Source organism: Streptomyces sp. NPDC111606, assembly GCF_055656945.1.
Map to the genome: position 1 here is coordinate 831,690 of NZ_JBVKBY010000002.1, position 21,941 is coordinate 853,630.

The 21,941-nt window shown below is 69.8% G+C and carries 18 protein-coding genes; 7 read left to right on the plus strand and 11 right to left on the minus strand.

Annotated elements, in window-relative coordinates; genetic code table 11:
* Positions 1-382 precede the first annotated feature (382 nt).
* From ACZ7M7_RS11660 to ACZ7M7_RS11675, 4 genes are all read left to right on the plus strand, one after another.
* The gene (locus ACZ7M7_RS11660) at positions 383-1,021 is read left to right on the plus strand and encodes a DUF6230 family protein (protein WP_451169582.1); all 639 of its coding nucleotides are present in this window, start codon (positions 383-385) and stop codon (positions 1,019-1,021) included.
* A gap of 141 nt (positions 1,022-1,162) precedes the next feature.
* Entirely contained in the window at positions 1,163-1,720 is a 558-nt protein-coding gene (locus tag ACZ7M7_RS11665; RefSeq protein WP_383615578.1) for a DUF6114 domain-containing protein, read from the plus strand.
* The gene (locus tag ACZ7M7_RS11670) at positions 1,710-3,077 is read left to right on the plus strand and encodes a hypothetical protein (RefSeq protein WP_472115131.1); all 1,368 of its coding nucleotides are present in this window, start codon (positions 1,710-1,712) and stop codon (positions 3,075-3,077) included. The genes ACZ7M7_RS11665 and ACZ7M7_RS11670 overlap by 11 nt, the downstream gene beginning before the upstream one ends.
* Positions 3,078-3,231: 154 nt before the next feature.
* On the plus strand, positions 3,232-3,603 hold the full coding sequence (locus ACZ7M7_RS11675) for a hypothetical protein (RefSeq protein WP_451169586.1): 372 nt from the start codon (positions 3,232-3,234) through the stop codon (positions 3,601-3,603).
* Positions 3,604-3,702: 99 nt separating this feature from the next.
* Here the strand turns inward: ACZ7M7_RS11675 and pyk are convergent, their stop codons facing one another.
* From pyk to pta, 3 genes are all read right to left on the minus strand, one after another.
* Positions 3,703-5,133 carry a pyruvate kinase gene (gene pyk, locus ACZ7M7_RS11680; RefSeq protein ID WP_472115135.1) on the minus strand — a complete coding sequence of 477 codons (1,431 nt, stop codon included), beginning with the start codon at positions 5,131-5,133 and terminating at the stop codon, positions 3,703-3,705.
* 82 nt (positions 5,134-5,215) lie between these two features.
* Positions 5,216-6,457 carry an acetate kinase gene (locus ACZ7M7_RS11685; RefSeq protein WP_472115138.1) on the minus strand — a complete coding sequence of 414 codons (1,242 nt, stop codon included), beginning with the start codon at positions 6,455-6,457 and terminating at the stop codon, positions 5,216-5,218.
* Positions 6,454-8,556: a phosphate acetyltransferase gene (gene pta, locus ACZ7M7_RS11690; protein ID WP_383615563.1), complete on the minus strand. Its 2,103-nt coding sequence runs from the start codon at positions 8,554-8,556 to the stop codon at positions 6,454-6,456. The genes ACZ7M7_RS11685 and pta overlap by 4 nt, the downstream gene beginning before the upstream one ends.
* Positions 8,557-8,798: 242 nt before the next feature.
* Here pta and ACZ7M7_RS11695 point away from each other — a divergent pair, with 242 nt between their 5' ends.
* Positions 8,799-9,824: an ATP-dependent 6-phosphofructokinase gene (locus ACZ7M7_RS11695; RefSeq protein ID WP_369273476.1), complete on the plus strand. Its 1,026-nt coding sequence runs from the start codon at positions 8,799-8,801 to the stop codon at positions 9,822-9,824.
* Positions 9,825-9,908: 84 nt separating this feature from the next.
* The gene (locus ACZ7M7_RS11700) at positions 9,909-11,234 is read left to right on the plus strand and encodes a DUF3500 domain-containing protein (RefSeq protein WP_472115141.1); all 1,326 of its coding nucleotides are present in this window, start codon (positions 9,909-9,911) and stop codon (positions 11,232-11,234) included.
* 28 nt (positions 11,235-11,262) lie between these two features.
* Here ACZ7M7_RS11700 and ACZ7M7_RS11705 read toward each other — a convergent pair whose 3' ends face one another.
* From ACZ7M7_RS11705 to ACZ7M7_RS11735, 7 genes are all read right to left on the minus strand, one after another.
* Positions 11,263-12,000 carry a helix-turn-helix domain-containing protein gene (locus ACZ7M7_RS11705; protein WP_383628658.1) on the minus strand — a complete coding sequence of 246 codons (738 nt, stop codon included), beginning with the start codon at positions 11,998-12,000 and terminating at the stop codon, positions 11,263-11,265.
* Between the two features lie 373 nt (positions 12,001-12,373).
* Entirely contained in the window at positions 12,374-13,213 is an 840-nt protein-coding gene (locus tag ACZ7M7_RS11710; protein WP_472115145.1) for a carbohydrate ABC transporter permease, read from the minus strand.
* Between the two features lie 6 nt (positions 13,214-13,219).
* Entirely contained in the window at positions 13,220-14,155 is a 936-nt protein-coding gene (locus ACZ7M7_RS11715) for a carbohydrate ABC transporter permease (RefSeq protein WP_472115148.1), read from the minus strand.
* A gap of 10 nt (positions 14,156-14,165) precedes the next feature.
* Positions 14,166-15,584: an extracellular solute-binding protein gene (locus ACZ7M7_RS11720; RefSeq protein ID WP_383628652.1), complete on the minus strand. Its 1,419-nt coding sequence runs from the start codon at positions 15,582-15,584 to the stop codon at positions 14,166-14,168.
* 136 nt (positions 15,585-15,720) lie between these two features.
* Positions 15,721-16,425 carry a response regulator gene (locus ACZ7M7_RS11725; RefSeq protein ID WP_383615548.1) on the minus strand — a complete coding sequence of 235 codons (705 nt, stop codon included), beginning with the start codon at positions 16,423-16,425 and terminating at the stop codon, positions 15,721-15,723.
* On the minus strand, positions 16,422-18,725 hold the full coding sequence (locus tag ACZ7M7_RS11730; RefSeq protein WP_472115151.1) for a sensor histidine kinase: 2,304 nt from the start codon (positions 18,723-18,725) through the stop codon (positions 16,422-16,424). The genes ACZ7M7_RS11725 and ACZ7M7_RS11730 overlap by 4 nt, the downstream gene beginning before the upstream one ends.
* Positions 18,726-18,843: 118 nt before the next feature.
* On the minus strand, positions 18,844-19,089 hold the full coding sequence (locus ACZ7M7_RS11735) for a hypothetical protein (RefSeq protein ID WP_472115154.1): 246 nt from the start codon (positions 19,087-19,089) through the stop codon (positions 18,844-18,846).
* Positions 19,090-19,402: 313 nt separating this feature from the next.
* Between ACZ7M7_RS11735 and ACZ7M7_RS11740 the strand changes: the two genes are divergently transcribed.
* Positions 19,403-20,815, plus strand: a complete 1,413-nt coding sequence (locus ACZ7M7_RS11740) for a cation:dicarboxylate symporter family transporter (RefSeq protein ID WP_383628650.1) — start codon at positions 19,403-19,405, stop codon at positions 20,813-20,815.
* A 222-nt stretch (positions 20,816-21,037) separates the two neighbouring features.
* Here the strand turns inward: ACZ7M7_RS11740 and ACZ7M7_RS11745 are convergent, their stop codons facing one another.
* Positions 21,038-21,940, minus strand: coding sequence for an aldo/keto reductase (locus tag ACZ7M7_RS11745; protein WP_472115157.1), 903 nt, complete (start codon positions 21,938-21,940; stop codon positions 21,038-21,040).
* Position 21,941 lies beyond the last annotated feature (1 nt).

A 21,941-nucleotide genomic window follows, 5' to 3' on the forward strand; every position in this document is an offset into this window, starting at 1 on the left:
CGAAGCCCCTTGTGCGGGCGGCGAGAATGCACCACGATCGGCCACGCTCGGTCCATTCCCGCACCCCGACAGCCGGTTGGGTCACGGGAGTTCCTGGGTCCCCACCGAGCAGAGTCGGCGGCAGTGGCGCCGGCTCTTGGACAGGGGGGTCTTCGCCCACCCGGCGAAGCCTGTCCAGCAAGGTTGTGCGTGATGCGTGTCAGGCGCGACCAGTGGTTGTCGCTCGGGGGTGATCGCCGGTGATTCGGGCGCGGTTCGCGCCACCGAGTGCAGGCGCTCTCCTTCCCGAGGACGTAGCACTTCTCCCATCCCTGCCCGGCTGAGCCGTCGAGCCGACAGCGGCAGTCAGGGCCAGGAGATGTACGTCCGAGAAGGAGGAAATATGGAGTCCCAGGTGCGTGGCGGGACCAGATGGAAGCGGTTCGCTGTGGTCATGGTGCCCAGCGTCGCCGCCACGGCTGCGATAGGTGTCGCCCTCGCGCAGGGCGCTCTCGCCGCGTCGTTCAGTGTCTCCGGCCAGTCGTTCAAGGTCACTACCGACAAGCTCGTCGGTAACGGTTTCTCGCAGTACGGCGCTCTTGACGAGGGTTACACGCTCTCCGGCAAGAAGACGGTTCACCCCGTCGCCGTCTCGGGATTCAAGACCGCGACGATCAACAGCCTGTGCCAGTCCGTGGTCACCCCCGACGTCCCGATCCTCGGGAGCGTCAGCCTGATCCTGCGGGCCGGCCAGGACCCGAACAAGCCGGTCGAGGCCAAGAACCTCTACATCGACGTCGCTGATCTCGAGGCTGATGCCACGTTCGAGAACATCGACATCGGTGTGGCCGCCAAGGACGCCAGCAAGGGTCCGGGCATGAAGGGCGGCGGCGAGCAGGCCAACCCCTTCGGCTTCGCCCAGCAGGCCGACAAGGCCACGCTGGTCGGCGTGAAGCAGACGGCGTGGGCGACCACGGCCGGAACCTTCAAGCTCAGCGGTCTGAAGATGTCGCTGTCGACGGGTGTCAAGGAGTGCTACTAAGCACTCTCTGACGGGCGGGGGAGCCGATGGCGCCCCCGCCCGTCCACTCTCCGCCCGCTTTCTTCACAAGCGGTCACATGCACCACAACTCACCACCACCGCACCACCATCACAGCAAGCCGTAGCAGGGAGCTGTTTTCCATGAGCGCCGAGACTCCTGCCGTATCCGGCCAGTTCACCCTCCGCAGGACGCAGTTCCGTGCCTGGCGGGGCGCGCGGCCGTTCTGGGCCGGTCTGTTCGTCATGCTCGGCGGACTCCCCATCGCCTACTTCCCATACGCGAACCTCCAGATCGGCCACCTGACGCTGGCGATGCAGACCGCGGGGGGCTCCAGCTCCCTGATCATCGGTGTGCTGCTCGTCGTCCTGGGCTTCACTCTCTGGTTCCAGAAGCACGTCCGCACCTTCGCGGGCGTCGCGGCGATCCTGCTGGCGCTGGTGTCCATCCCGCTGTCCAACCTTGGCGGCTTCCTGATCGGCTTCCTCTTCGCCCTCATCGGCGGGGCAATGGCCGTGTCGTGGGTGCCGGGTCAGCCGGCCGAATCGGAGCCGGCGGAGCTGCAGATGACGGGAGCGGGGGACGCGCCCGAAGCTGCGGACCCCGACACCACGATCCTCAAGCCCGTGGTGGGCGAGCCGAACGATCTGTCAGGAACGAGCCCGGCGAACGGGGCGAACGGGAGGCACAGTGCCGGCTGACGAGGTGACCCACGGGACTGAGGTGGACAAGTCCCGTGTGAGAACCGGGCCGCGTCACGCGGCGCCCAAGAAGCCGCTGTTCACCAGGTTTCAGATGCCGGCCGGCAAGGCGATAGCCCTGGCGGCGATGCCGACGGCGGTCCTCATGGGCATGGGCTTCACGCCCACGCTCGCGCAGGCCGACAGCGACAACGCCACGAAGCCGACGTCCAACAGCCTTACCGCGGACGAGTACAAGGAGTGTGTGGCGGCCCTGGAGGACGACGCCTCGGCGTCCCCGTCCCCCAGCGCCAGTGAGTCCACGGAGAAGGACGAGACGGCCGAGCCGACGCCGTCGGCCTCCTCCGGCCAGGACTCCTCGGACTCCTCCGGCTCCTCGGACACGTCGGGTTCCTCGGACTCCGCGGGCGACTCCTCCTCGTCGGATTCAGGTTCCGACGACGCGGCCGAGCCCACGCCGACCCCGTCGCCGAGCAAGGCGGGCGAGGCCCAGTCCGGCGACTCGGCCACGGCGTCCCCCTCGCCGTCCGAGAGCGGCGGCAACGTGCTGGAGGAGATCGGCGACGCCATCGAGGGCATCTTCACGGGCGGCTCGAAGGACGAGGAGTCCGCGAGCCCGACGCCGGCGCCCTCCGCGAGCGCGAGCGAGGAGACGTCCTCCGGATCCGCCGATTCCGGCACGTCCGGCAAGGAGACCTCCGAGGCGTCCGACCCCGTCGAGGAGACCGCCGACAAGGCCACCGACGCGGTGAAGGACACCGTCGAGGGCGCCACCGACAAGGCGTCCGAGGCGGCCGAGGACACCACCGAGGCGGTCCAGGAGGCGGCCGACGAGGCCACCGCCACGCCGAGCCCGTCCGCGAGCTCCACCACGGACCCGGAGAACTGCCCGGCCGCCACGGACGAGGAGGGCGGCGTCGACAACCCCGTGCCGCTGCCCGACGAGCCGTGGTTCCTGAACGCCAGCTCGCTGCTGCTGAAGGGCGCCGACTACCAGGGCATCGTCAAGGTGAAGACGGCCGACGGCAAAATCAAGAAGGTGCTGAAGTACGTCATCTCCGACGGCACCGACATCGGCGACCTGCACCAGACGGTCCAGGACAAGCAGTCCGGCAAGACCTACCACGTGCAGGCGGCCGAGGGCTCGACGTCCACGATCCGCAACGGCAAGACGGTGATGTACACCGAGAGCATCTCCGGCAACCTGCTGGGTCTGATCCCGGTCACGTTCGACCCGGAGCACCCGCCGCCGCTGAACATCCCGCTGATCTACTTCACGAAGGTGAAGGTCACCCAGGCCGGCCAGTTCGGCGGCACCCTGCACGTACCCGGACTGCACAACTTCGTGACCGACTGAGCCGGGCGCCTCGATCAGACGCCCCCACAGACCCGTTCGGGAGCCGCACAACCGGCCGTGGCCGGGTCCTCCATGCGAGGGCCGGGCCACGGCTGTGCACGGCTCACGCCAAGACCACCGGGGGAAGCAGAGCGGTTTGAGAACCCAGTTGAAAGTGACCCGCGACGGCGACGCGTTCGTCGCCCGGCTCACGCCCCGTCAGGTGGCGGCGATGTACGAGGCGCTGAGCCATCTGCGCGATCGGGACCGCGGCGACACGGAGCTGACCCTGTTGGTCGGCGCGGGCCGGGAGGCGGTCGACGCCCTCGTGGGGCGCCTGGCCGGACGGCACACGGAGTCACGCGACGTCCGCCTCACCATGGCGGAACTCCACATGGTGCACAGCGCGCTGACCGCGGCGCCCATCATGTTCGTCGAACGCGGTGGCGTCTTCCCGCAGGAGCCCTTCCACATCCGGCTGGGCTTCTACCGGGAGAACTTCGACGCCCTCGCGCATGCCGTCGTCCGGGCGGTGGCCGAGGCATGACTCCCGGTGCGGGCCACTGAGCACACATGGACGAGGGCGCCCCCTGCGAGCAGGGGGCGCCCTCGGTGCCGTACCAGGGCCTCACAGCGGCCGGTGCGGTCAGTCCCGCGGGCGGCCGCCGAGGTGGTGGACGCGGACCATGTTGGTGGTGCCGGGGATGCCGGGCGGGGAGCCGGCGGTGATGACCACGATGTCGCCCTCGTTGAACAGGCCGAGCTTGACGATCTCCTGGTCCACCAGGTCGACCATCTCGTCGGTGCTGTTGACGAACGGGACGACGTGCGGCTCGACGCCCCAGCTGAGGGTCATCTGGTTGCGGGTGGACTCGTCCGTGGTGAACGCGATGATCTGCTGGGCCGCGCGGTAGCGGCACAGGCGGCGGGCGGTGTCGCCGGACTGGGTGAAGGCGACCAGGCCCTTGCCGCCGAGGAAGTCGGCGATCTCGCAGGCGGCACGGGCCACCGAACCACCCTGCGTACGGGGCTTCTTGCCCGGCACCAGCGGCTGCAGGCCCTTGGACAGCAGCTCCTGCTCGGCCGCGGTGACGATCTTCGACATCGTCTTGACGGTCTCGATCGGGTACGCGCCCACGCTCGACTCCGCGGACAGCATGACCGCGTCGGCGCCGTCCAGGATCGCGTTGGCCACGTCGGAGGCCTCGGCGCGGGTCGGACGGGAGTTGGTGATCATCGACTCCATCATCTGGGTCGCCACGATCACCGGCTTGGCGTTGCGGCGGCACAGCTCGATGAGTCGCTTCTGCACCATCGGGACCTTCTCGAGCGGGTACTCGACGGCCAGGTCGCCACGCGCGACCATTACGGCGTCGAACGCCAGCACGACGTCCTCCATGTTCGCCACCGCCTGCGGCTTCTCCACCTTGGCGATGACCGGGACGCGGCGGCCGACCTCGTCCATGACCTTGTGCACGTCCTGCACGTCGTTGGCGTCCCGGACGAAGGACAGCGCGACCATGTCGCAGCCCATGCGCAGCGCGAACCGCAGGTCCTCGACGTCCTTCTCGGACAGCGCAGGCACGTTCACGGCCGCGCCGGGCAGGTTGATGCCCTTGTGGTCGGAGACGACGCCGCCCTCGATGACGATCGTCCGCACCTGCGGGCCTTCGACGTCCAGGACCTTCAGCTCGACGTTGCCGTCGTTGATGAGGATCTGGTCGCCGCGCGAGACATCGCCCGGCAGGCCCTTGTAGGTGGTCCCGCAGATGGCCTTGTCACCAGGGACGTCCTCGGTCGTGATGACGAACTCGTCACCGCGCTCCAGCTCGACCGGGCCCTCGGCGAAGGTCTCCAGGCGGATCTTGGGGCCCTGCAGGTCGGCGAGCACACCGATGGCACGCCCGGTCTCCTGGGCGGCGGCCCGGAGGCGCTCGTACCGCCCCTGGTGGTCTTCGTGCGTGCCGTGGCTGAAGTTGAAGCGGGCCACATTCATGCCCGCCTCGATCAGCGCGACGAGCTGGTCATGGGAGTCGACCGCGGGGCCGAGAGTACAGACGATTTTCGAACGGCGCATGGGGCGATCCTATCGGTTTGTTTCGCTACGGAATATTCCGTCTGGCGGAAGATACAAATGAGCTGCGCATTGCTCAGCCGTGTTACTCGGCGGTGTTACGCGGCGGAGCCGCATAATCGATGCGGCCGACCAGTGCGTAGGTCTGCGTCGCGATCTCCAGTTCTTCATCCGTCGGCACCACCGCGACCGCCACCCGCGCGCCCGTGGGCGAGATCAGCCGCGGCTCGTCACCGCGTACGGCGTTCAGCTCGGCGTCCACCGTGAGGCCCAGTTGTTCCATGCCCGCCACGGCGGCTTCCCGCACCGGTGCCGCGTTCTCGCCGACGCCGGCCGTGAACGCGATCGCGTCCACCCGGCCGAGCACCGCGTAATAGGCGCCGATGTACTTCTTCAGTCGGTGAATGTAGATGTCGAAGGCCAATTGGGCCCGCTCGTCACCCTCGTCGATCCGCCGGCGGATCTCCCGCATGTCGTTGTCGCCGCACAAGCCGATCAATCCGCTCTTCTTGTTGAGGAGAGTGTCGATTTCCGCAATGGACATTTCGCCAACACGCGCCAAATGGAAGATGACGGCGGGATCGGTGTCACCGGATCGCGTACCCATCACGAGTCCCTCCAAAGGCGTCAGCCCCATGGAGGTGTCCACGCACTTGCCGCCCCGTACTGCGGACGCGGACGCGCCGTTGCCGAGGTGCAGCACGATGACGTTCACGTCCTCGGGCGCCCTGCCCAGCAGCTTCGCCGTGGCCCGGGAGACATACGCGTGCGAGGTGCCGTGGAAGCCGTACCGGCGTATCCGGTGCCGGTCCGCGGTCTCCACGTCGATCGCGTAGCGGGCGGCCGACTCCGGCATCGTGGTGTGGAACGCGGTGTCGAAGACGGCGACCTGGGGCAGGTCGGGGCGCAGACCCATGGCCGTACGGATGCCGGTGAGGTTGGCCGGGTTGTGCAGCGGGGCCACCGGGATGAGCCGCTCGATCTCGGCGAGTACGGCGTCGTCGATGACGGTCGGCTCGGTGAACCGCTTGCCGCCGTGCACCACCCGGTGGCCGATCGCGGCCAGCTCGGGCGAGTCGAGCCCGAGGCCGTCCTTGGCGAGCTCCGCCGCGACGGCCTTCAGGGCGGCGTCGTGGTCGGCGATGGGCGCGGTCCACTCGCGGGTCCCGCCGCCGCTCGCCAGCGGCGTGTGCTTGAGCCGGGACGTCTCCTCGCCGATGCGTTCGACGAGGCCCACGGCCAGCCGGCTGCTGTCGCGCATGTCGAGCAGCTGGTACTTCACCGACGAGGAGCCGGAGTTGAGGACGAGGACGCGGGTCGCGGTCACTGGGCGGTGGCCTTCTCGTTGGGGGACAGGGCGGGGGTCTGGGCCTGGATGGCGGTGATCGCCACGGTGTTCACGATGTCCTGGACCAAGGCGCCCCGGGACAGGTCGTTGACCGGCTTGCGCAGACCCTGCAGCACCGGGCCCACCGCGATCGCGCCGGCCGAGCGCTGCACGGCCTTGTAGGTGTTGTTGCCGGTGTTGAGGTCCGGGAAGATCAACACGCTTGCCTGGCCGGCGACTTCGGACTCCGGCAGCTTGGTGGCCGCGACCGACGGCTCGACGGCGGCGTCGTACTGGATGGGTCCCTCGATCTTCAGGTCGGGACGCCGCTCGCGCACCAGCTCCGTCGCCTCGCGCACCTTGTCGACGTCGGCGCCCGAGCCGGATGTACCCGTCGAGTACGACAGCATCGCGATCCGCGGCTCCACGCCGAACCGCTGGGCGGTGGCCGCCGACTGGATGGCGATGTCGGCCAGCTGCTCGGCGTTCGGGTCGGGGTTCACGGCGCAGTCGCCGTAGACGAGGACCCGGTCGGCGAGGCACATGAAGAAGACGGACGAGACGATGTCGGCGTCGGGATTGGTCTTGATGATCTCGAAGCCGGGCCGGATCGTCGCGGCAGTCGAGTGCACGGACCCCGACACCATGCCGTCCGCGAGGCCCTCCTGCACCATCAGCGTGCCGAAGTAGTTCACATCGGAGACGACGTCGTACGCCAGCTCCACCGTGACGCCCTTGTGGGCGCGGAGCTGGGCGTACTGCTCGGCGAAGGTGTCGCGCAGCTCGCTGGTCGCCGGGTCGATCAGCTGGGTGTCGCCCAGGTCGATGCCGAGGTCGGCGGCCTGCTTGCGGATCCGGTCGACCGGACCCAGGAGCGTGAGGTCGCAGACGTTGCGGCGCAGCAGCACCTCGGCGGCGTGCAGGACACGCGGCTCGGTGCCCTCGGGCAGCACGATGCGGCGCATGTCCGAGCGGGCCTGCTCCAGCAGCTTGTGCTCGAACATCATCGGCGTGAGCCGGTCGCTGCTCGGCGCCGAGACCCGCTTCAGCAGGTCGCCGGTGTCGACGTACCGCTCGAAGAGGCCGAGGGCGGTCTCCGCCTTGCGCGGGGTCGCCGCGTTCAACTTCCCCTCCAGGGCGAAGAGCTGCTCGGCGGTGGGGAAGCTGTAACCGGGCACCGAGAGCACCGGGGTGCCCGGGGCGAGGCGGGCGGCGAGGGTGAGGATCTCGTCGCCGGGGCGTTCGTTCAGCGTGAGCAGGAGGCCGGCGATCGGCGGGGTGCCGGCGCTGTGCGCGGCCAGCGAGCCGACGACCAGGTCGGCGCGGTCGCCCGAGGTGACGACCAGGCAGCCCGGGGTCAGGGCCTTGAGGAAGTTCGGCAGCATCGCGCCGCCGAACACGAAGTCCAGGGCGTCGCGTGCGAGCCCCGAGTCGTCGCCGAGCAGGACCTTCGCGTCCAGGGTCTGGGCGATCTGCCAGACCGTCGGCGCGGCGAGGGCGGGCTCGTCCGGGACGACGTAACAGGGCACCGGCAGCCGCGACCGCAGCGACCGGGCGATCTCGTCCCGGTCGTCCCGGGCGACCCGGTTGGCGACCATGGCGAGCACATCACAGCCCAGGCCCTCGTATGCCCGGAAGGCGTTGCGGGTCTCGGCGAGCACCGACTCGGCGGCCTGCTTGCGCCCGCCGACGACGGGGATCACGGACGCGCCGAACTCGTTGGCGAGCCGGGCGTTGAGGGAGAGCTCGTCCGGGAGCTGGGTGTCGGCGTAGTCGGTGCCGAGGACGAGGACCACGTCGTAGTCGCGGGCGACGGCGTGGAAGCGGTCGACGAGCGTGGAGACCAGCTCGTCCGTGCCGCGCTCGGCCTGCAGGGCGGACGCCTCGTGGTAGTCCATGCCGTAGACCGTCGCCGGGTCCTGGGTGAGGCGGTAGCGGGCGCGCAACAACTCGAACAGGCGGTCGGGGACGTGGTGGACCAGCGGCCGGAACACCCCCACCCGGTCGACCTGCCGGGTCAGGAGCTCCATCACTCCCAGTTCGACGATCTGGCGGCCGTCGCCGCGGTCGATGCCGGTCACGTACACGCTGCGCGTCACGCGTGCTCTCCGTTTCGTCTTCTTCGTCGTCGTCTTCGTGCTTGTCTGCGTCTGTCGAGCGTCCGTCGGCGGCCTGGCGGAGCCTGCACAAAATCGCCCACCAGGGTGAGCGAAACCCTCTTGACAATACCCTTGCCGATAGATAAGGCGCCCGTCAGGTTCGTGGGCCCGACATCCCCCTCGGGACATGAAACAATCGGACTGGCTCACCGGTATCAACAGCGAGCAGGAGACACAGCACGATGCGTATCGGAGTTCTCACCGCAGGCGGCGACTGCCCCGGCCTGAACGCCGTGATCCGGTCGGTCGTGCACCGTGCCGTCGCACAGTACGGCGACGAGGTGATCGGCTTCGAGGACGGGTACGCGGGCCTGCTGGACGGCCACTACCGCAGCCTCGACCTGGAGGCGGTCAGCGGCATCCTGGCCCGCGGCGGCACCATCCTGGGCTCGTCCCGGCTGGAGCGCGACCGGCTGCGCGAGGCCTGCGAGAGCGCCCCCGACATCGCCCGCGACTTCGGCATCGACGCGCTGATCCCGATCGGCGGCGAGGGCACGCTGACTGCGGCCCGCATGCTGTCGGACGCGGGCCTGCCCGTGGTCGGCGTACCGAAGACCATCGACAACGACATCTCGTCCACGGACCGGACGTTCGGCTTCGACACGGCGGTCGGCGTCGCCACGGAGGCCATGGACCGCCTGAAGACCACCGCGGAGTCCCACCAGCGCGTGATGGTCGTCGAGGTCATGGGCCGCCACGCGGGCTGGATCGCGCTGGAGTCCGGCATGGCCGCCGGCGCCCACGGCATCTGCCTCCCCGAGCGGCCCTTCGACCCCGCCCTCCTCGTCAAGATGGTCGAGGAGCGCTTCGCGCGCGGCAAGAAGTTCGCGGTGATCTGCGTCGCCGAGGGCGCCCACCCGGCCGACGGCAGCATGGATTACGGCAAGGGCGAGATCGACCAGTTCGGCCACGAGCGCTTCCAGGGCATCGGCACGGCACTGGCCTTCGAACTGGAGCGTCGCCTCGGCAAGGAGGCCAAGCCGGTCATCCTCGGCCACGTCCAGCGTGGCGGTGTGCCGACGGCGTACGACCGTGTCCTCGCCACCCGCTTCGGCTGGCACGCGGTGGAGGCCGCCCACCAGGGGCATTTCGGCAGGATGACCGCGCTGCGCGGGACCGACATCGTGATGGTGCCGCTGGCGGAGGCGGTGACCGAGTTGAAGACGGTGCCGAAGGACCGCATGGACGAGGCCGAGTCCGTCTTCTGAGGGGTTGCACCGACCCCAGGACTGATGGCCCGCTCACAGACTGTCCATCGGGGCGCTTCAGGTGCGTGGCCGAGGTTGGGGTCCATGCACGGACACCGACAACGCACCCCTGAGGCCGAACACGGCCGCCGCTGGTTCATGAACAAGGCGCTGCTGGCCGGCGGCGTCGCCGCGATGGCCACCATGACCGGCTGCTCCAGCGGCTCGTCCGACTCGACGGGCACCGCGTCCGCCGCCCCGAGCGCCATACCCTCGGGCGGGCCAGGTGGAGGCGGAGGCCTGGGCCCCGGAGCCACCCAGGTCAAGTACGCCGACGTCAAGGGCGTCACCACCGACGGCACCGTCGTCGAGGACCTGTTCTCGGTCCACTCCACCGGTGTTTCCACGGACGCGCTGGTCAAGGCGGCGCAGGCCTTCCTCGACGGGCTGTCCACCAAGGAGCGCCGGTCCTGCACGTTCGACGTCGACGCCGACGAATGGACGGCCTGGAGCAACGTCGACGGCTACGAACGCAAGGGCGTACGGGTGGGCGACCTGACCACCGAGCAGCGTGACCTCGGCTACGCCCTGCTCGGCGCGGCCCTGTCCGCCGAAGGCCTCAAGCAGGCCCGCGGCATCATGAAGCTCAACGGACTTCTCGGCGAATCCCGGGGCGGGGGCCAGGAGACCCTCACCGAGGGCCACTACTTCTTCACCTTCATGAGCACCCCGTCGACGACGAAGCCCTGGGGCTTCCAGTTCGAGGGCCACCATGTCGCCATCAACTACTTCGTCCTGGGCGACCAGGTCGTCATGACGCCGACCTTCATGGGGTCGGAGCCGACCTCGGCCACCTACCAGGGCGAGAAGATCACCCTGTTCCGTCCGGAGACGAAGGCCGGCCTGGCCATGGTGCGCTCCCTGAACACGACCCAGCGGACCAAGGCGGTCTCCTCACAGGCCAACGGCAACGACGACATGAAGTCCGGCTCAGGCCAGGACAACCTGACGCTCGCCTACGAGGGTCTGCCCGGGGCCGACCTCACCTCCCCGCAGCGGCAGAAACTCCTGGACCTCGTCGGTGTGTACGTCGGTTACGTCAACGAGGGGCACGCCGAGGTCAAGATGACCGAGGTCGCGGAGCATCTGGACGACACGTACTTCTCCTGGATGGGTGAGACGAAGGACGACTCCGCCTTCTACTACCGGGTGCACAGCCCGGTCGTCCTGATCGAGTACGACGCGCAGGCCCCGCTCTTCTGGAACGAGAACTCCTCGGCCGGCGCCACTGCGGGCTCCGGCTCGGGCGGCGGCATGGGCATGGGCGGCGGGGAGCCTTCCCAGCAGCACATCCACACCATGATCCGCACGCCCAACGGCGGCGACTATGGCGTGGACCTGCTGAAGCTGCACCTGGAGAACGACCACTGAAACCACCACTGAAACGACCACTGGGACGTCAGGGCGCATCCCCCTGGATGGTCCTCCAGAAGTGCTCCACGATCCGGTCCAGGAACTCACGGCCGGCCGCGCTGGAGTCGCCCCCGCCCCCGCCCCAGCTGAGCGTGGCGGTCATCTGCCCCTGGTAGTTCTGGTGCAGCTCCTGAAGGGCGTCCTCCAGGAGCCGCCGGTCCAGGGGCACCATCTTCCCGACGGGGCGCACGTACGCCTGCCAGCGCGTCGTCACGGCACTGCGCAGCAGGTCGGCGAGGTTCGCGTCACGGCCGGTGACGGTGATGAAGTCCGGGACCGTCAGGCCGAGGACGTCGGCGAGGGCGGCGGACTGACGGTCGGTGCCCTGCCAGTCGTCACTCTCCTCCATGCGGAGGTACGTGCCGAGGTCGTGCCCGACGGTGCGGGCCACGTCCTCGGGGGCGAGGCCACGGGCGATGCGGTGTTCGCGCAACGTCCGGGGCTTGCCGAGCAGTTCACTGGGCGAGCACCACAGCACGCCCGCCAGAGCGGTCAGCTCGCTGCTGTCCGGGGCCGCGATCTCGCGCTCCCAGGCGAGGACGAGGTCCTCGGTGACGTAGGGGAGTCCGTACGAGGTTCGCATGCCGTAGGCGACGTGCTCGGGCCGCATGTTGAGGGCGGCGCGCAGTCTGCGGGCGGCGGGGGCGTTGAAGGGGGGAGTGGGCGGGGTACGGCGGCTGGAGCGGTTGTGGGGCTGGTTCGGTTGGGCTTGGGGTCGGCGCACGGGGCACAACGTAGGGCGGCCGGAGTGGGGTGACTACGGTCTGTTCGGCCAGGATCACGGATTGTAGGAAGCTACGGCTACTGGCGGGTTCGAGGCCGAGCGGGCTCCCGCCGGAGGTGGACGGGTGATGGGCGGGTGATGGCTCCGGCGGGTGGTGGCATTCCACGAATGGCAACCTCGGTGGGCATATTCGCAGGCGCCGTGCGGTGTCGACCCCGGGACGCCCGGCGGTGGTGCGGCGGGAGGGCGTGGCGTGGGGGTCGGTCGTGCGGGCGGGCGTCGAAGATGCGTACGCCCGCCGGTGCGGGGATCGGCCGCGTGGCGATGGGCGCCAGGCGGCTCAATCCCGACGCTCGCCGCGCGGGACGCTCGCCTACCCCTTGACGGCCCCGCTCAGGGCGAACCCTCCGCCCAGCCGCCTCGCCACCAGGACATAGAGCAGAATCACCGGCGTCGAGTAGATGATCGAGAACGCCGCCAGCTGCCCGTACACCACCGTCCCCCGGTTCCCGAAGAACTCATTGATGCTCACCGCGGCCGGCATCTGGTCCGGCGTGAGCAGCAGCATGAACGGGACGAAGAAGTTCCCCCACATCATCACGAACGAGAACACCGTCACCACCGCCACCCCGGGCCCCATCAGCGGCAGCACAACCCGCAGCAACGACTGGAGCGACGACGCCCCGTCCGTCCAGGCCGCCTCCTCCAGCTCCTTCGGCACCCCGTCCATGAAGTTCTTCATCAGCCAGATGGCGAACGGCAGTTGAGAGGCGGCGAAGAAGAAGATCGTCCCTTCCATGGTGTCGATGAGGTTCACCTGCACGAACAGGGCATACACCGGCACCATGATCGCCGTGATCGGCAGGCTCGTCGCGAACAGGATCGTGAGCAGGAACGGGCGGTTGAAGCGGGACCGGAACCGCGACAGCGGGTAGGCGGCGAGCGCCGCGCACGCGACCGTCAGTGCCGTGCCCCCGCCGCACAGCAGCAGGCTGTTGAGCAGCGGTGTGAAGGTGATGTCCGGGGTGAGGACCGCGTCGAAGTTGTCCAGCGTGACGCCGTCCGGGACCTTCACCTGGAGGTCGGCGTTCGTGTCCAGCGAGGACAGGAGCACCCACGCCAGCGGGAGCACGAAGGCCGCGGCCACCATCAGGAGCCCGGCGTCGGCGGCCAGACGGTGAGAGGCGCGTCGGGACGAGAGAGTGCGAGGCATACGGCGTCACACCTCCGTTCGCAGCAGACGCAGGTAGACCACGGAGAACAACGAGCCCACCACCAGCAGCAGGAGGGCGACCGCCGTGCCGTAACCGATCATGCTCTTCTGGAACGCCTCCTCGTACATGAACAGCGGCAGCGTCTGGCTCTTGCCGCCCGGGCCGCCCCTGGTCATCACCCAGATCAGGCCGAAGACGGACAGGGTCTGGAGGGTGATCAGCATCAGGTTGGTGCCGATGGAGCGGCGGATCATCGGGAGGGTGATGTGCCACATACGGCGCCAGCCGCCGGCGCCGTCCACCTCCGCCGCCTCGGTGATCTCCTTGGGGATCTCGTTCAGCGCCGCCGAGTAGACCAGCATCGAGAACGCGGTGCCGCGCCAGACGTTCGCGAACGACACCGCCAGGATCGGGAGTGTGAACAGCCAGTTCTGGGTGGGGAGATGGAGCCAGTCCAGGACGGCGTTCAGGGTGCCCTCGCGGCGGAAGAAGGCGTAGAGCAGGAAGCCCGCGACGACCTCCGGCAGGACCCACGCCGTGATGACGATCGCGCCCACCAGGGTGCGTACGGGCTTCGACGCGCGCTGCATCAGCGCGGCCAGGGCCAGGCCCAGCGTGTTCTGGCCGAGCAGGGCGGAGATGACGGTGAAGACGAGGGTCAGCCAGACCGCGTTGCGGAACGCCTCGTCGTCGAACGCCGTACGGAAGTTGTCGAAACCGACGAACGAGTCCTCGGCCTGGCCGGTGAGCTGGAGGTCGGTGAAGGCGATGTAGGCGCAGTAGGCGATGGGGCCGGCGAGGAAGAGGACCAGGAGGACGACGGCGGGCGTGACGGGCAGGGCCCGTAGGAACGGGATGTGACGAGGGCGGGCGCCCGGTGCGGCCGGTGCGGGGGCCCGGCCCGGCCTCTTCGCGAGGCCGGGGCCGGTGGCGGTCTTCATGAGCGATGACTCACTTCTCGATCACCTGGTCGTCCGTCGCGGATTTCAGCTCCTCGTCGTACGACTTGGCCGCGTCCTCGACCGAGGCGTCACCCGTCGTCACGCCCTCCATCGCCTCCTGGATCGCGGTGGAGACCTTCGGGTACGCCGGGTAGGCGGGCCGGTAGTGCGTCGACGCGACCAGGTCGGTGAAGAACTTGATGCCGGGCTGGGCGTCGACGTACGCGGGATCGGCCGCGACGTCCTTGCGCACCGCGATGCCCGAGTTGGCGATGTACCACTTCTGGGCGTTCGCCTTGGTCTGCATCGTCTTGACGAACTCGAAGGCCAGGTCGGGGTTGCCCGCCTTGGCCGGGATGGACCAGGTCCAGCCGCCGGACATGCTCACCTTGCCGGGGGCCTGGCCGTTCTGGGTGGGCATGTGGGCGAGGCCCAGCTTCTGCGACCACTCGGGCCATTCGTGGCCGCTGCCCTCCAGCCAGTCCTGCGGGAGCCAGGAGCCGTCCAGGTCGATGCCGAGCTTGCCCTCGGGGAGCAGTTCACCGCGCACGCGGGTACCGAAGTTGGGGTCGAGGGCGTCCGAGACGTCCGGGCCCAGCTTCTCCTTGTACACCGTCTCCACGAACGTGAGCGCGTCCTTGAACCCCTGGCTGCCGGCGATCCACTTCTTGGACGCCTTGTCATAGAGCGGGTCCGTGGTGCCGTCGTTCGTGCCGTAGAGCAGCATCTCGAAGCCCTGCATGGTCGCCGCCTCGCCGGCGGGCTTCCCGGTGTAGACGTTGAGGGGGGTGACACCCGGGACCTTCTTCTTGATCGCTCGGGCGGCCTCGAGGACGTCGTCCCAGGTCTTCGGCTGCCAGTCGGCGGGCAGACCGGCCTTCTTGAAGATGTCCTTGCTGAACCACAGGCCCCGGGTGTCCGTCCCGTCCGGGATGCCGTACGTCTTCCCGTCCTCCCCCTTGGCCGCCGCCTTCGCCGTGTCGATGAACTGGCCCCAGTCCTTCCACTTGGCGAGGTAGGGGTCGAGCGGCTTCAAGTACCCGCTGGTGATGTCCGAGTTGATGAGGAACGTGTCCTCGTAGACCAGGTCCGGGGCGGTCTTGGGGGACCGGAGCATCTGCTGCAGCTTGGTGTAGTACTCCGAGTCCGGGGCCTTGATCGGCACGAACTCGACCTTCTTGCCCGGGTTCGCCTTCTCGAACTGCTTCTTGATGTCCGCGAGGTAGGTGTCCATCACCTTGATGGAGTTGTCCGTGGACTGCTTGAAGGAGACCTTGAGGGTGTCGGGGTCGCTGCCGGAACCCCCGCCACAGGCGGTGAGCGTGCCTGCGCCGGCGAGGGTGAGGGCGAGGAGTGCGGGGAGGGCGGGGCGAGTTCGGCGGGTGGTTCGAGCGGCTCGGACGGGGCGGGCGGTGGGGCGCACGGGCATGACCTCCTGGGGCCTACGTCGTTGTGGCCTGGGGTTGTCTGCCCGGTGAACCTAAGAGGAGTGGTCTAGTCAGGTCAATGAGTGTGCGTGGGATTGGACGGTGGTTCGGGAAGCTGCTTGCGCCGCGGTCACGCCGCTACCGGCCGGACCCCGCCCCCGGAACCCACCGATACACCAACTCCGGCCTACCCACCTGCCCATAGACCGGCGCCCGCTCGGCCCGCCCCGCCTCCACCAGATGCTCCAGATACCGCCGAGCCGTGATCCGGGAAATCCCCACGGCCTCGGCCACGCCCGCCGCGGTGAGCCCCTCCTCGGCCTCCCGCACGGCCCCGGTGACACGCTCCAACGTCGGCCCGCTCAACCCCTTCGGCAACGCCGCCGGCCCCGGCGCCCGCAGTGACGCCAGGGCCCGGTCCACCTCGTCCTGTCCGCTCGCTTCGCCGACCGCCGCATGGAACTCGGCGTAGCGCACGAGGCGGTCCCGGAGCGTGGCGAACGTGAAGGGCTTCAGTACGTACTGCACGACCCCCAGCGACACCCCCTCCCGCACCACGGCGAGGTCCCGAGCCGACGTCACCGCGATCACGTCCGCGTGGTGCCCGGCCGCTCGCAGGGACCGCGCCAGCTGCAGCCCGTGCACGTCCGGCAGGTGCAGGTCCAGCAGCAGCAGATCCACCGGCGTACGCTCCAGCGCGCGCCGCGCCTCCGCACCGGTGTGCGCCTTGCCGACCGCGACGAAGCCCGGCACCCGGCCGACGTACATCATGTGCGCGTCCGCCGCGACCGGATCGTCCTCCACGACCAGGACACGAATCGCCTGCTCGGCCGCCGCAGTCATACGTCACCTCTCGAAACCACCGCACCACCGGAACCCGCCCGGGGCTCGGACTGCCGGGACGGCTGAGATCGCCGGGATTGCTGCGCAGGCCCGGCGTCCGGCAGGGCCTCGCCGCCTGGCCGACGCTCCCCGTCCGGTTGGGGCTCCGCGCCCGGCAAGGGCTCGGCGTCCCCGGGGGGCACTGTGCGCGGCTGGGGCCTGCGGTCCGGTTGGGGCTCGGTGTCCAGTTGTGGCTCCGCGCCCGGCGAGGTCTCGCCGTCCGGCAGCGGCTCGGCGCCCGGGTGCGGCTTCGTGTTCGGTTGGGGCTCGGTGTCCAGTTGTGGCTCCGCGCCCGGCAAGGTCTCGCCGTCCGGCGGAGCCTCGGCGCCCCCGAGTGGCTCATGTCGTCCGCCGAGGCCTGCGGGTAGGTGTGGGCGGCGGCCTGCGGCAGATCCCGGCTGTGGCCCGCCACGCGGCAGCGGCTCGCCGTTCGGTTGGGGCTCCGTGCTCGGTTGGGGCTTGCCGCTCGGTTGGGGCTCGGGGGCGAGCAGCGGCTCCGCTCCCGGCAAGGTCTCGCCGTCAGGCGGGGGCTCGGCGCCCGACAGGAGCTCAGTGCTCGACAAGGGCTCGGCACCCGACAGGGCCTCCGCGCCCGGCACCGGCTCAGCCCCCGGCACGGGCTCCGCCCCGTCTCCCGGCGCCCCCTCCCGCAGGCGTCCCTCGCTCAGCGGCAACCGTGCCTCGAACTGCGCCCCGCCCCCGGCAGCCTCCGCCACCGACAGGGCCCCGTCGTGCCGGTGTACCGCCTGCCGTACCAGGGCCAGTCCCAGGCCGCGGCCGCCCGGTCCCGCCGGCTTCGTCGAGAAGCCGCGTTCGAACACCGCCTCCGCGTGGGCGGGGTCCACCCCGGCCCCCGTGTCGGACACGCGCAGGACCAGCTCTCCGCCCTGCGTGTACGCCGTCACCGTCACTCGCGCCCCCACACTGCCCTGCGCGGCGTCCACCGCGTTGTCGATCAGGTTGCCGAGGATCGTCACCAGATCCCGGGCCGGCAGGGACGGCGGCAGCAGGCGGTCGTCCAGTCGGCTGTCCTGCGAGACGACGAGTTCGACGCCCCGTTCGTTGGCCTGTGCCGTCTTGCCCAGCAGAAGAGCCGCCAGCACCGGTTCGCTGACCGCCGCGACGACCTGGTCCGTGAGTGCCTGTGCCAGCTCCAGCTCGGCCGTCGCGAACTCCACCGCCTCCTCGGCGCGTCCGAGTTCGATCAGCGAGACCACCGTGTGCAGGCGGTTCGCCGCCTCGTGCGCCTGTGACCGCAACGCCTGCGTGAATCCCCGCTCGGAGTCCAACTCGCCCATCAGGGACTGGAGTTCGGTGACATCGCGCAGGGTCACCATCGTGCCGCGGCGCTCCCCGCCCGACACCGGTGACGTGTTCACCACCAGCACTCGTTCCGCCGCGAGGTGCACCTCGTCCACCCGCGGCTCGGACGCCAGCAGCGCCCCGGTCAGCGGGGCCGGCAGGCCGAGCTCGGCGACCGACTGCCCCACCACATCGCCGGCCACGCCGAGCAGCTCGCGCCCGCCGTCGTTGATCAAAGCCACCCGGTACTGCCCGTCCAGCATCAGCAGCCCCTCACGCACCGCGTGCAGGGCGGCCTGGTGGTAGTCGTGCATATGGCTCAGCTCGGACGCGTTCATGCCGTGGGTGTGGCGGCGCAGCCGGGCATTGATCACGTATGTGCCGATCGCGCCCAGCGCCAGCGCGCCCCCCGCCACCCCGAGCAGGGCCGTCAGCTGGTCCGACACCCGCTTGCTGATCTCCTCGACCCGGATGCCCGCGCTCACCAGCCCGACGATCTGCGCGGGCCGGTTCCCCCCGTCGTAGATCGGTACGACCGCCCGGACGGACGGGCCGAGCGTGCCGGTGTACGTCTCCTTGAAGGGCTCCCCGCGCAGGGCGCGCTCCGTGTGGCCGCGGAAGTGCTGCCCGATCTGCTTCTCGTCGGGGTGCGTCCAGCGGATGCCCTCGGGGTTCATGATCGTGACGAAGTCGACCTCGGCATCGCGCTGGACACGGAGCGCGTAAGGCTGGAGCTCGGCCGTCGGATCGGCCGTACGAATCGCCTCCGCAACGGACGGGGCGTCGGCTATCGACTGGGCCACCGCCATGGCCTGCCGCCCCGCCGCGTCCTCGGCCTGCCCGCGGTCACTGACGTACGTGAACACCGCGTACCCGGCGACGAGCACCGCTATCAGCACGGCCTGCATGGCGAACAGCTGGCCGGCCAGGCTGCGGGGTCGGGGGACGGGGAAGCGCATGCCGTCAGTCTGCCCCATGGCCGATTTTGGCCGACCTGCCTGTGGACAAGTGGTTCCCGCGGCCCGAATGCCGTGACTCAATGTGAGCCACGTCACTCCGCGGCGCCGTCTCTGCGGGTCAGGGCGGCTCCCGTCGGCGTCCGCCCTTGCCGCCGCCTGTACCGGCGAGCGCGGCCACCCCGACCGCGATCTCGCGCAGGCCTCGGGTCGGGGCGGCGTCCGGTGCCGGCGCGTGCAGCCCACCGTCGAGCCCCAGCTTCTTGCCGACCCCCACCGTCCCCACCCGCCAGCCCCGACCGTCCTCCACGTCATCCCCGTCGGCGTACTGGAGGAGCGCAGCTCGTAGGTCGGAGACCGCTTCCATCGGCCCGTCGTGTTGACCGGGCGGCCGGCAGCCGACGTGATGCAGCGACGAATTGGTCGGCTCGCCGTCGGCGTACACGGCGAGCGCGGGCCGCCGCCACCGCGCTGCGCGGAACCCGGCCGCGCGTCACCGGGACCGGTCCCGGTGAACTAAATGAACGGAAGGGTGACCGCCCTCACACAACGGGAGATAGTCACCGCATCGCTGAGTACGACCCCGTCCCCTTGGGGCTCGCCAGCCGATCAGCGAACCCCCCACCCCGGACGTGAGCCGCACGCCGGTGATACCGACGAAGACGTCAAGGAGGGCAGCCGTGGCCGCCGCCAGTTCCCCCGACAAGGCACCTGCCGCACCCGTCGCCAAAACCAAACGGGACCGCACGCACTACCTCTACATCGCGGTGATCATCGCGGTTGCCCTCGGTATCACCGTGGGTCTGGCCGCGCCCGACTTCGCGGTCGAGCTGAAGCCCATCGGTACGGGCTTCGTGAACCTGATCAAGATGATGATCTCGCCGATCATCTTCTGCACGATCGTCCTGGGCATCGGCTCGGTACGGAAGGCGGCCAAGGTCGGCGCCGTCGGCGGTATCGCGCTCGTCTACTTCCTGGCGATGTCGCTGGTCGCCCTCGGCATCGGTCTCGTCGTCGGCAACATCCTGGAGCCCGGCACCGGACTCGCGGTCACCGACGCCATCAAGGACGCCGGTCACGCGCAGGTCGACGCCGAGGCCAAGGACACCACCGAGTTCCTGCTCGGCATCATCCCGACCACGATGATCTCCGCGTTCACCTCGGAGTCGGTGCTCCAGACCCTGCTCATCGCGCTGCTCGCCGGTTTCGCGCTCCAGGCCATGGGTTCGGCCGGGGAGCCGATCCTGCGCGGCGTGCAGCACATCCAGCGGCTCGTCTTCCGCATCCTCGCCATGGTGATGTGGGCCGCGCCGATCGGTGCCTTCGGCGCCATCGCCGCCGTCACCGGTTCCGCCGGTGTGGACGCCCTGAAGAGCCTCGCCGTGCTGATGCTCGGCTTCTACGTCACCTGCTTCCTGTTCGTCTTCATCGTGCTCGGCACCCTGCTGCGGGTCGTCGCCGGCCTCAACATCTTCACGCTCTTCAAGTACCTGGGCCGTGAGTTCCTGCTGATCCTGTCGACCTCCTCCTCCGAGTCGGCGCTGCCGCGCCTCATCGCGAAGATGGAGCACCTCGGCGTCAGCAAGCCGGTGGTCGGCATCACCGTCCCGACCGGCTACTCCTTCAACCTCGACGGCACCATGATCTACATGACCATGGCGTCCCTGTTCATCGCCGACGCCATGGGTACGCCGATGTCGATCGGCGAGCAGATCCCGCTGCTGCTCTTCCTGCTGGTCGCCTCCAAGGGCGCCGCGGGTGTCACCGGAGCCGGCCTCGCGACCCTGGCCGGTGGCCTCCAGTCGCACAAGCCCGCCCTGGTGGACGGCATCGGTCTCATCGTCGGCATCGACCGCTTCATGAGCGAGGCCCGCGCCCTGACGAACTTCGCGGGCAACGCGGTGGCGACGGTGCTGATCGGGACGTGGACGAAGGAGATCGACCGCGGGCGGGTCGACGAGGTGCTCGCCGGTCACATTCCGTTCGACGAGGAGACGCTCCTGGACGACGGGCACGGGGGTCCGGCGGATGCCGACGCCGATGCCGCGGCTGTGCCGGGGCAGGGCGGGGAGAAGGAGCTCGCCAAGGCGTAGCGAATCGCTCCGCCGGGAGAGCCGATGTGAGCTCGGGGGGGTGCTGTTGTCGGTGGGCCGCAGGTCGTCTGTGGCTGGTCGCGCAGTTCCCCGCGCCCCTAGGGGCCTTCGGCCCCCTCCCCTCTCCGGACGTCCGGCCCCGCCTGAACCGGGGCCGGGCGTCCGGCAATTGCGCCGGGCGGCTGAGATGATCCCCCGTCTCTCAGCCGCCCGGTCTCGCTGTTACGCCGGTCTCGCTGTCACGGACGTGCCGTTCAGCCGGGTCAGGTCCTGCGTGCTCAGGGCGAGGTCCGCTGCTGCCGCCGAGTCCCGGATCGTTTCCGGGCGGCTCGCGCCCGGGATCGGGATCACGGCCGGGGACCGTGCCAGCAGCCAGGCCAGGGCCACCTGCTGCGGGCTGACCCCGCGTTCGGCGGCGATGGCGTGAAAGGCACCCGGGCGTGCCTCGCCCCCGACCCGTGACGGACCGTCGAGCGAGCTGCGGGAGATGCCGCCCAGCGGGCTCCACGGCAGAAACGCCAGCCCCAGTTCCGCGCACAGACGAAGTTCGGCCTCGCTGTCCCGGACGGCGGGCGAATACCGGTTCTGCACCGAGACCAGACGGTCACCGAGGATCCGGTGGGCCGCGCGGATCTGGTCGACGTCCGTGTTGGAGATGCCGGCCAGACGGATCGTGCCCTCGTCGAGAAGGTCGCGCAGCGCGCCGACCGACTCCTCGAACGGCACCGCCGGATCGGGCTTGTGCAGCTGGTAGAGCCCGATCGCCTCGACGCCGAGCCGCCGCAGCGAGGCCTCGGCGGCCGCCTTGAGGTGGCGGGGGTCGCCGTTCACCGTCCAGCTGCCGTCGGCCGGTCTGCCGCGGCCGCCCTTGGTGGCCACCAGCACGGCGTCCGTGTCACCGCCGTACGCGGCCAGCGCGCGGGCCGCGAGGAGTTCGTTGTGACCGGGCCCGTCGCCCGGCAGATGGTACGAGTCGGCCGTGTCCAGCAGCGTCACCCCCGAGTCCAGGGCGGCGTGCACGGTCGCCACGGCGCGCTTCTCGTCGGGGCGGCCCTCGATGGACTGTGGCATCAGGCCGAGGCCGATCGCGCTCACGCGGTGGGAGCCGAGCGTGCGGTGGAGCATC

Bases quoted from the DNA above. Each gene is read 5' to 3' on its own strand.
- ACZ7M7_RS11665 (WP_383615578.1), top strand. From the start codon at position 1,163: ATGAGCGCCGAGACTCCTGCCGTATCCGGCCAGTTCACCCTCCGCAGG.
- ACZ7M7_RS11725 (WP_383615548.1), bottom strand. From the start codon at position 16,425: ATGACTGCGGCGGCCGAGCAGGCGATTCGTGTCCTGGTCGTGGAGGAC.
- ACZ7M7_RS11660 (WP_451169582.1), top strand. From the start codon at position 383: ATGGAGTCCCAGGTGCGTGGCGGGACCAGATGGAAGCGGTTCGCTGTG.
- ACZ7M7_RS11745 (WP_472115157.1), bottom strand. From the start codon at position 21,940: ATGCTCCACCGCACGCTCGGCTCCCACCGCGTGAGCGCGATCGGCCTC.
- ACZ7M7_RS11695 (WP_369273476.1), top strand. From the start codon at position 8,799: ATGCGTATCGGAGTTCTCACCGCAGGCGGCGACTGCCCCGGCCTGAAC.
- ACZ7M7_RS11700 (WP_472115141.1), top strand. From the start codon at position 9,909: ATGCACGGACACCGACAACGCACCCCTGAGGCCGAACACGGCCGCCGC.
- ACZ7M7_RS11720 (WP_383628652.1), bottom strand. From the start codon at position 15,584: ATGCCCGTGCGCCCCACCGCCCGCCCCGTCCGAGCCGCTCGAACCACC.
- ACZ7M7_RS11710 (WP_472115145.1), bottom strand. From the start codon at position 13,213: ATGCCTCGCACTCTCTCGTCCCGACGCGCCTCTCACCGTCTGGCCGCC.
- pyk (WP_472115135.1), bottom strand. From the start codon at position 5,133: ATGCGCCGTTCGAAAATCGTCTGTACTCTCGGCCCCGCGGTCGACTCC.
- ACZ7M7_RS11715 (WP_472115148.1), bottom strand. From the start codon at position 14,155: ATGAAGACCGCCACCGGCCCCGGCCTCGCGAAGAGGCCGGGCCGGGCC.
- ACZ7M7_RS11730 (WP_472115151.1), bottom strand. From the start codon at position 18,725: ATGCGCTTCCCCGTCCCCCGACCCCGCAGCCTGGCCGGCCAGCTGTTC.
- ACZ7M7_RS11735 (WP_472115154.1), bottom strand. From the start codon at position 19,089: ATGGAAGCGGTCTCCGACCTACGAGCTGCGCTCCTCCAGTACGCCGAC.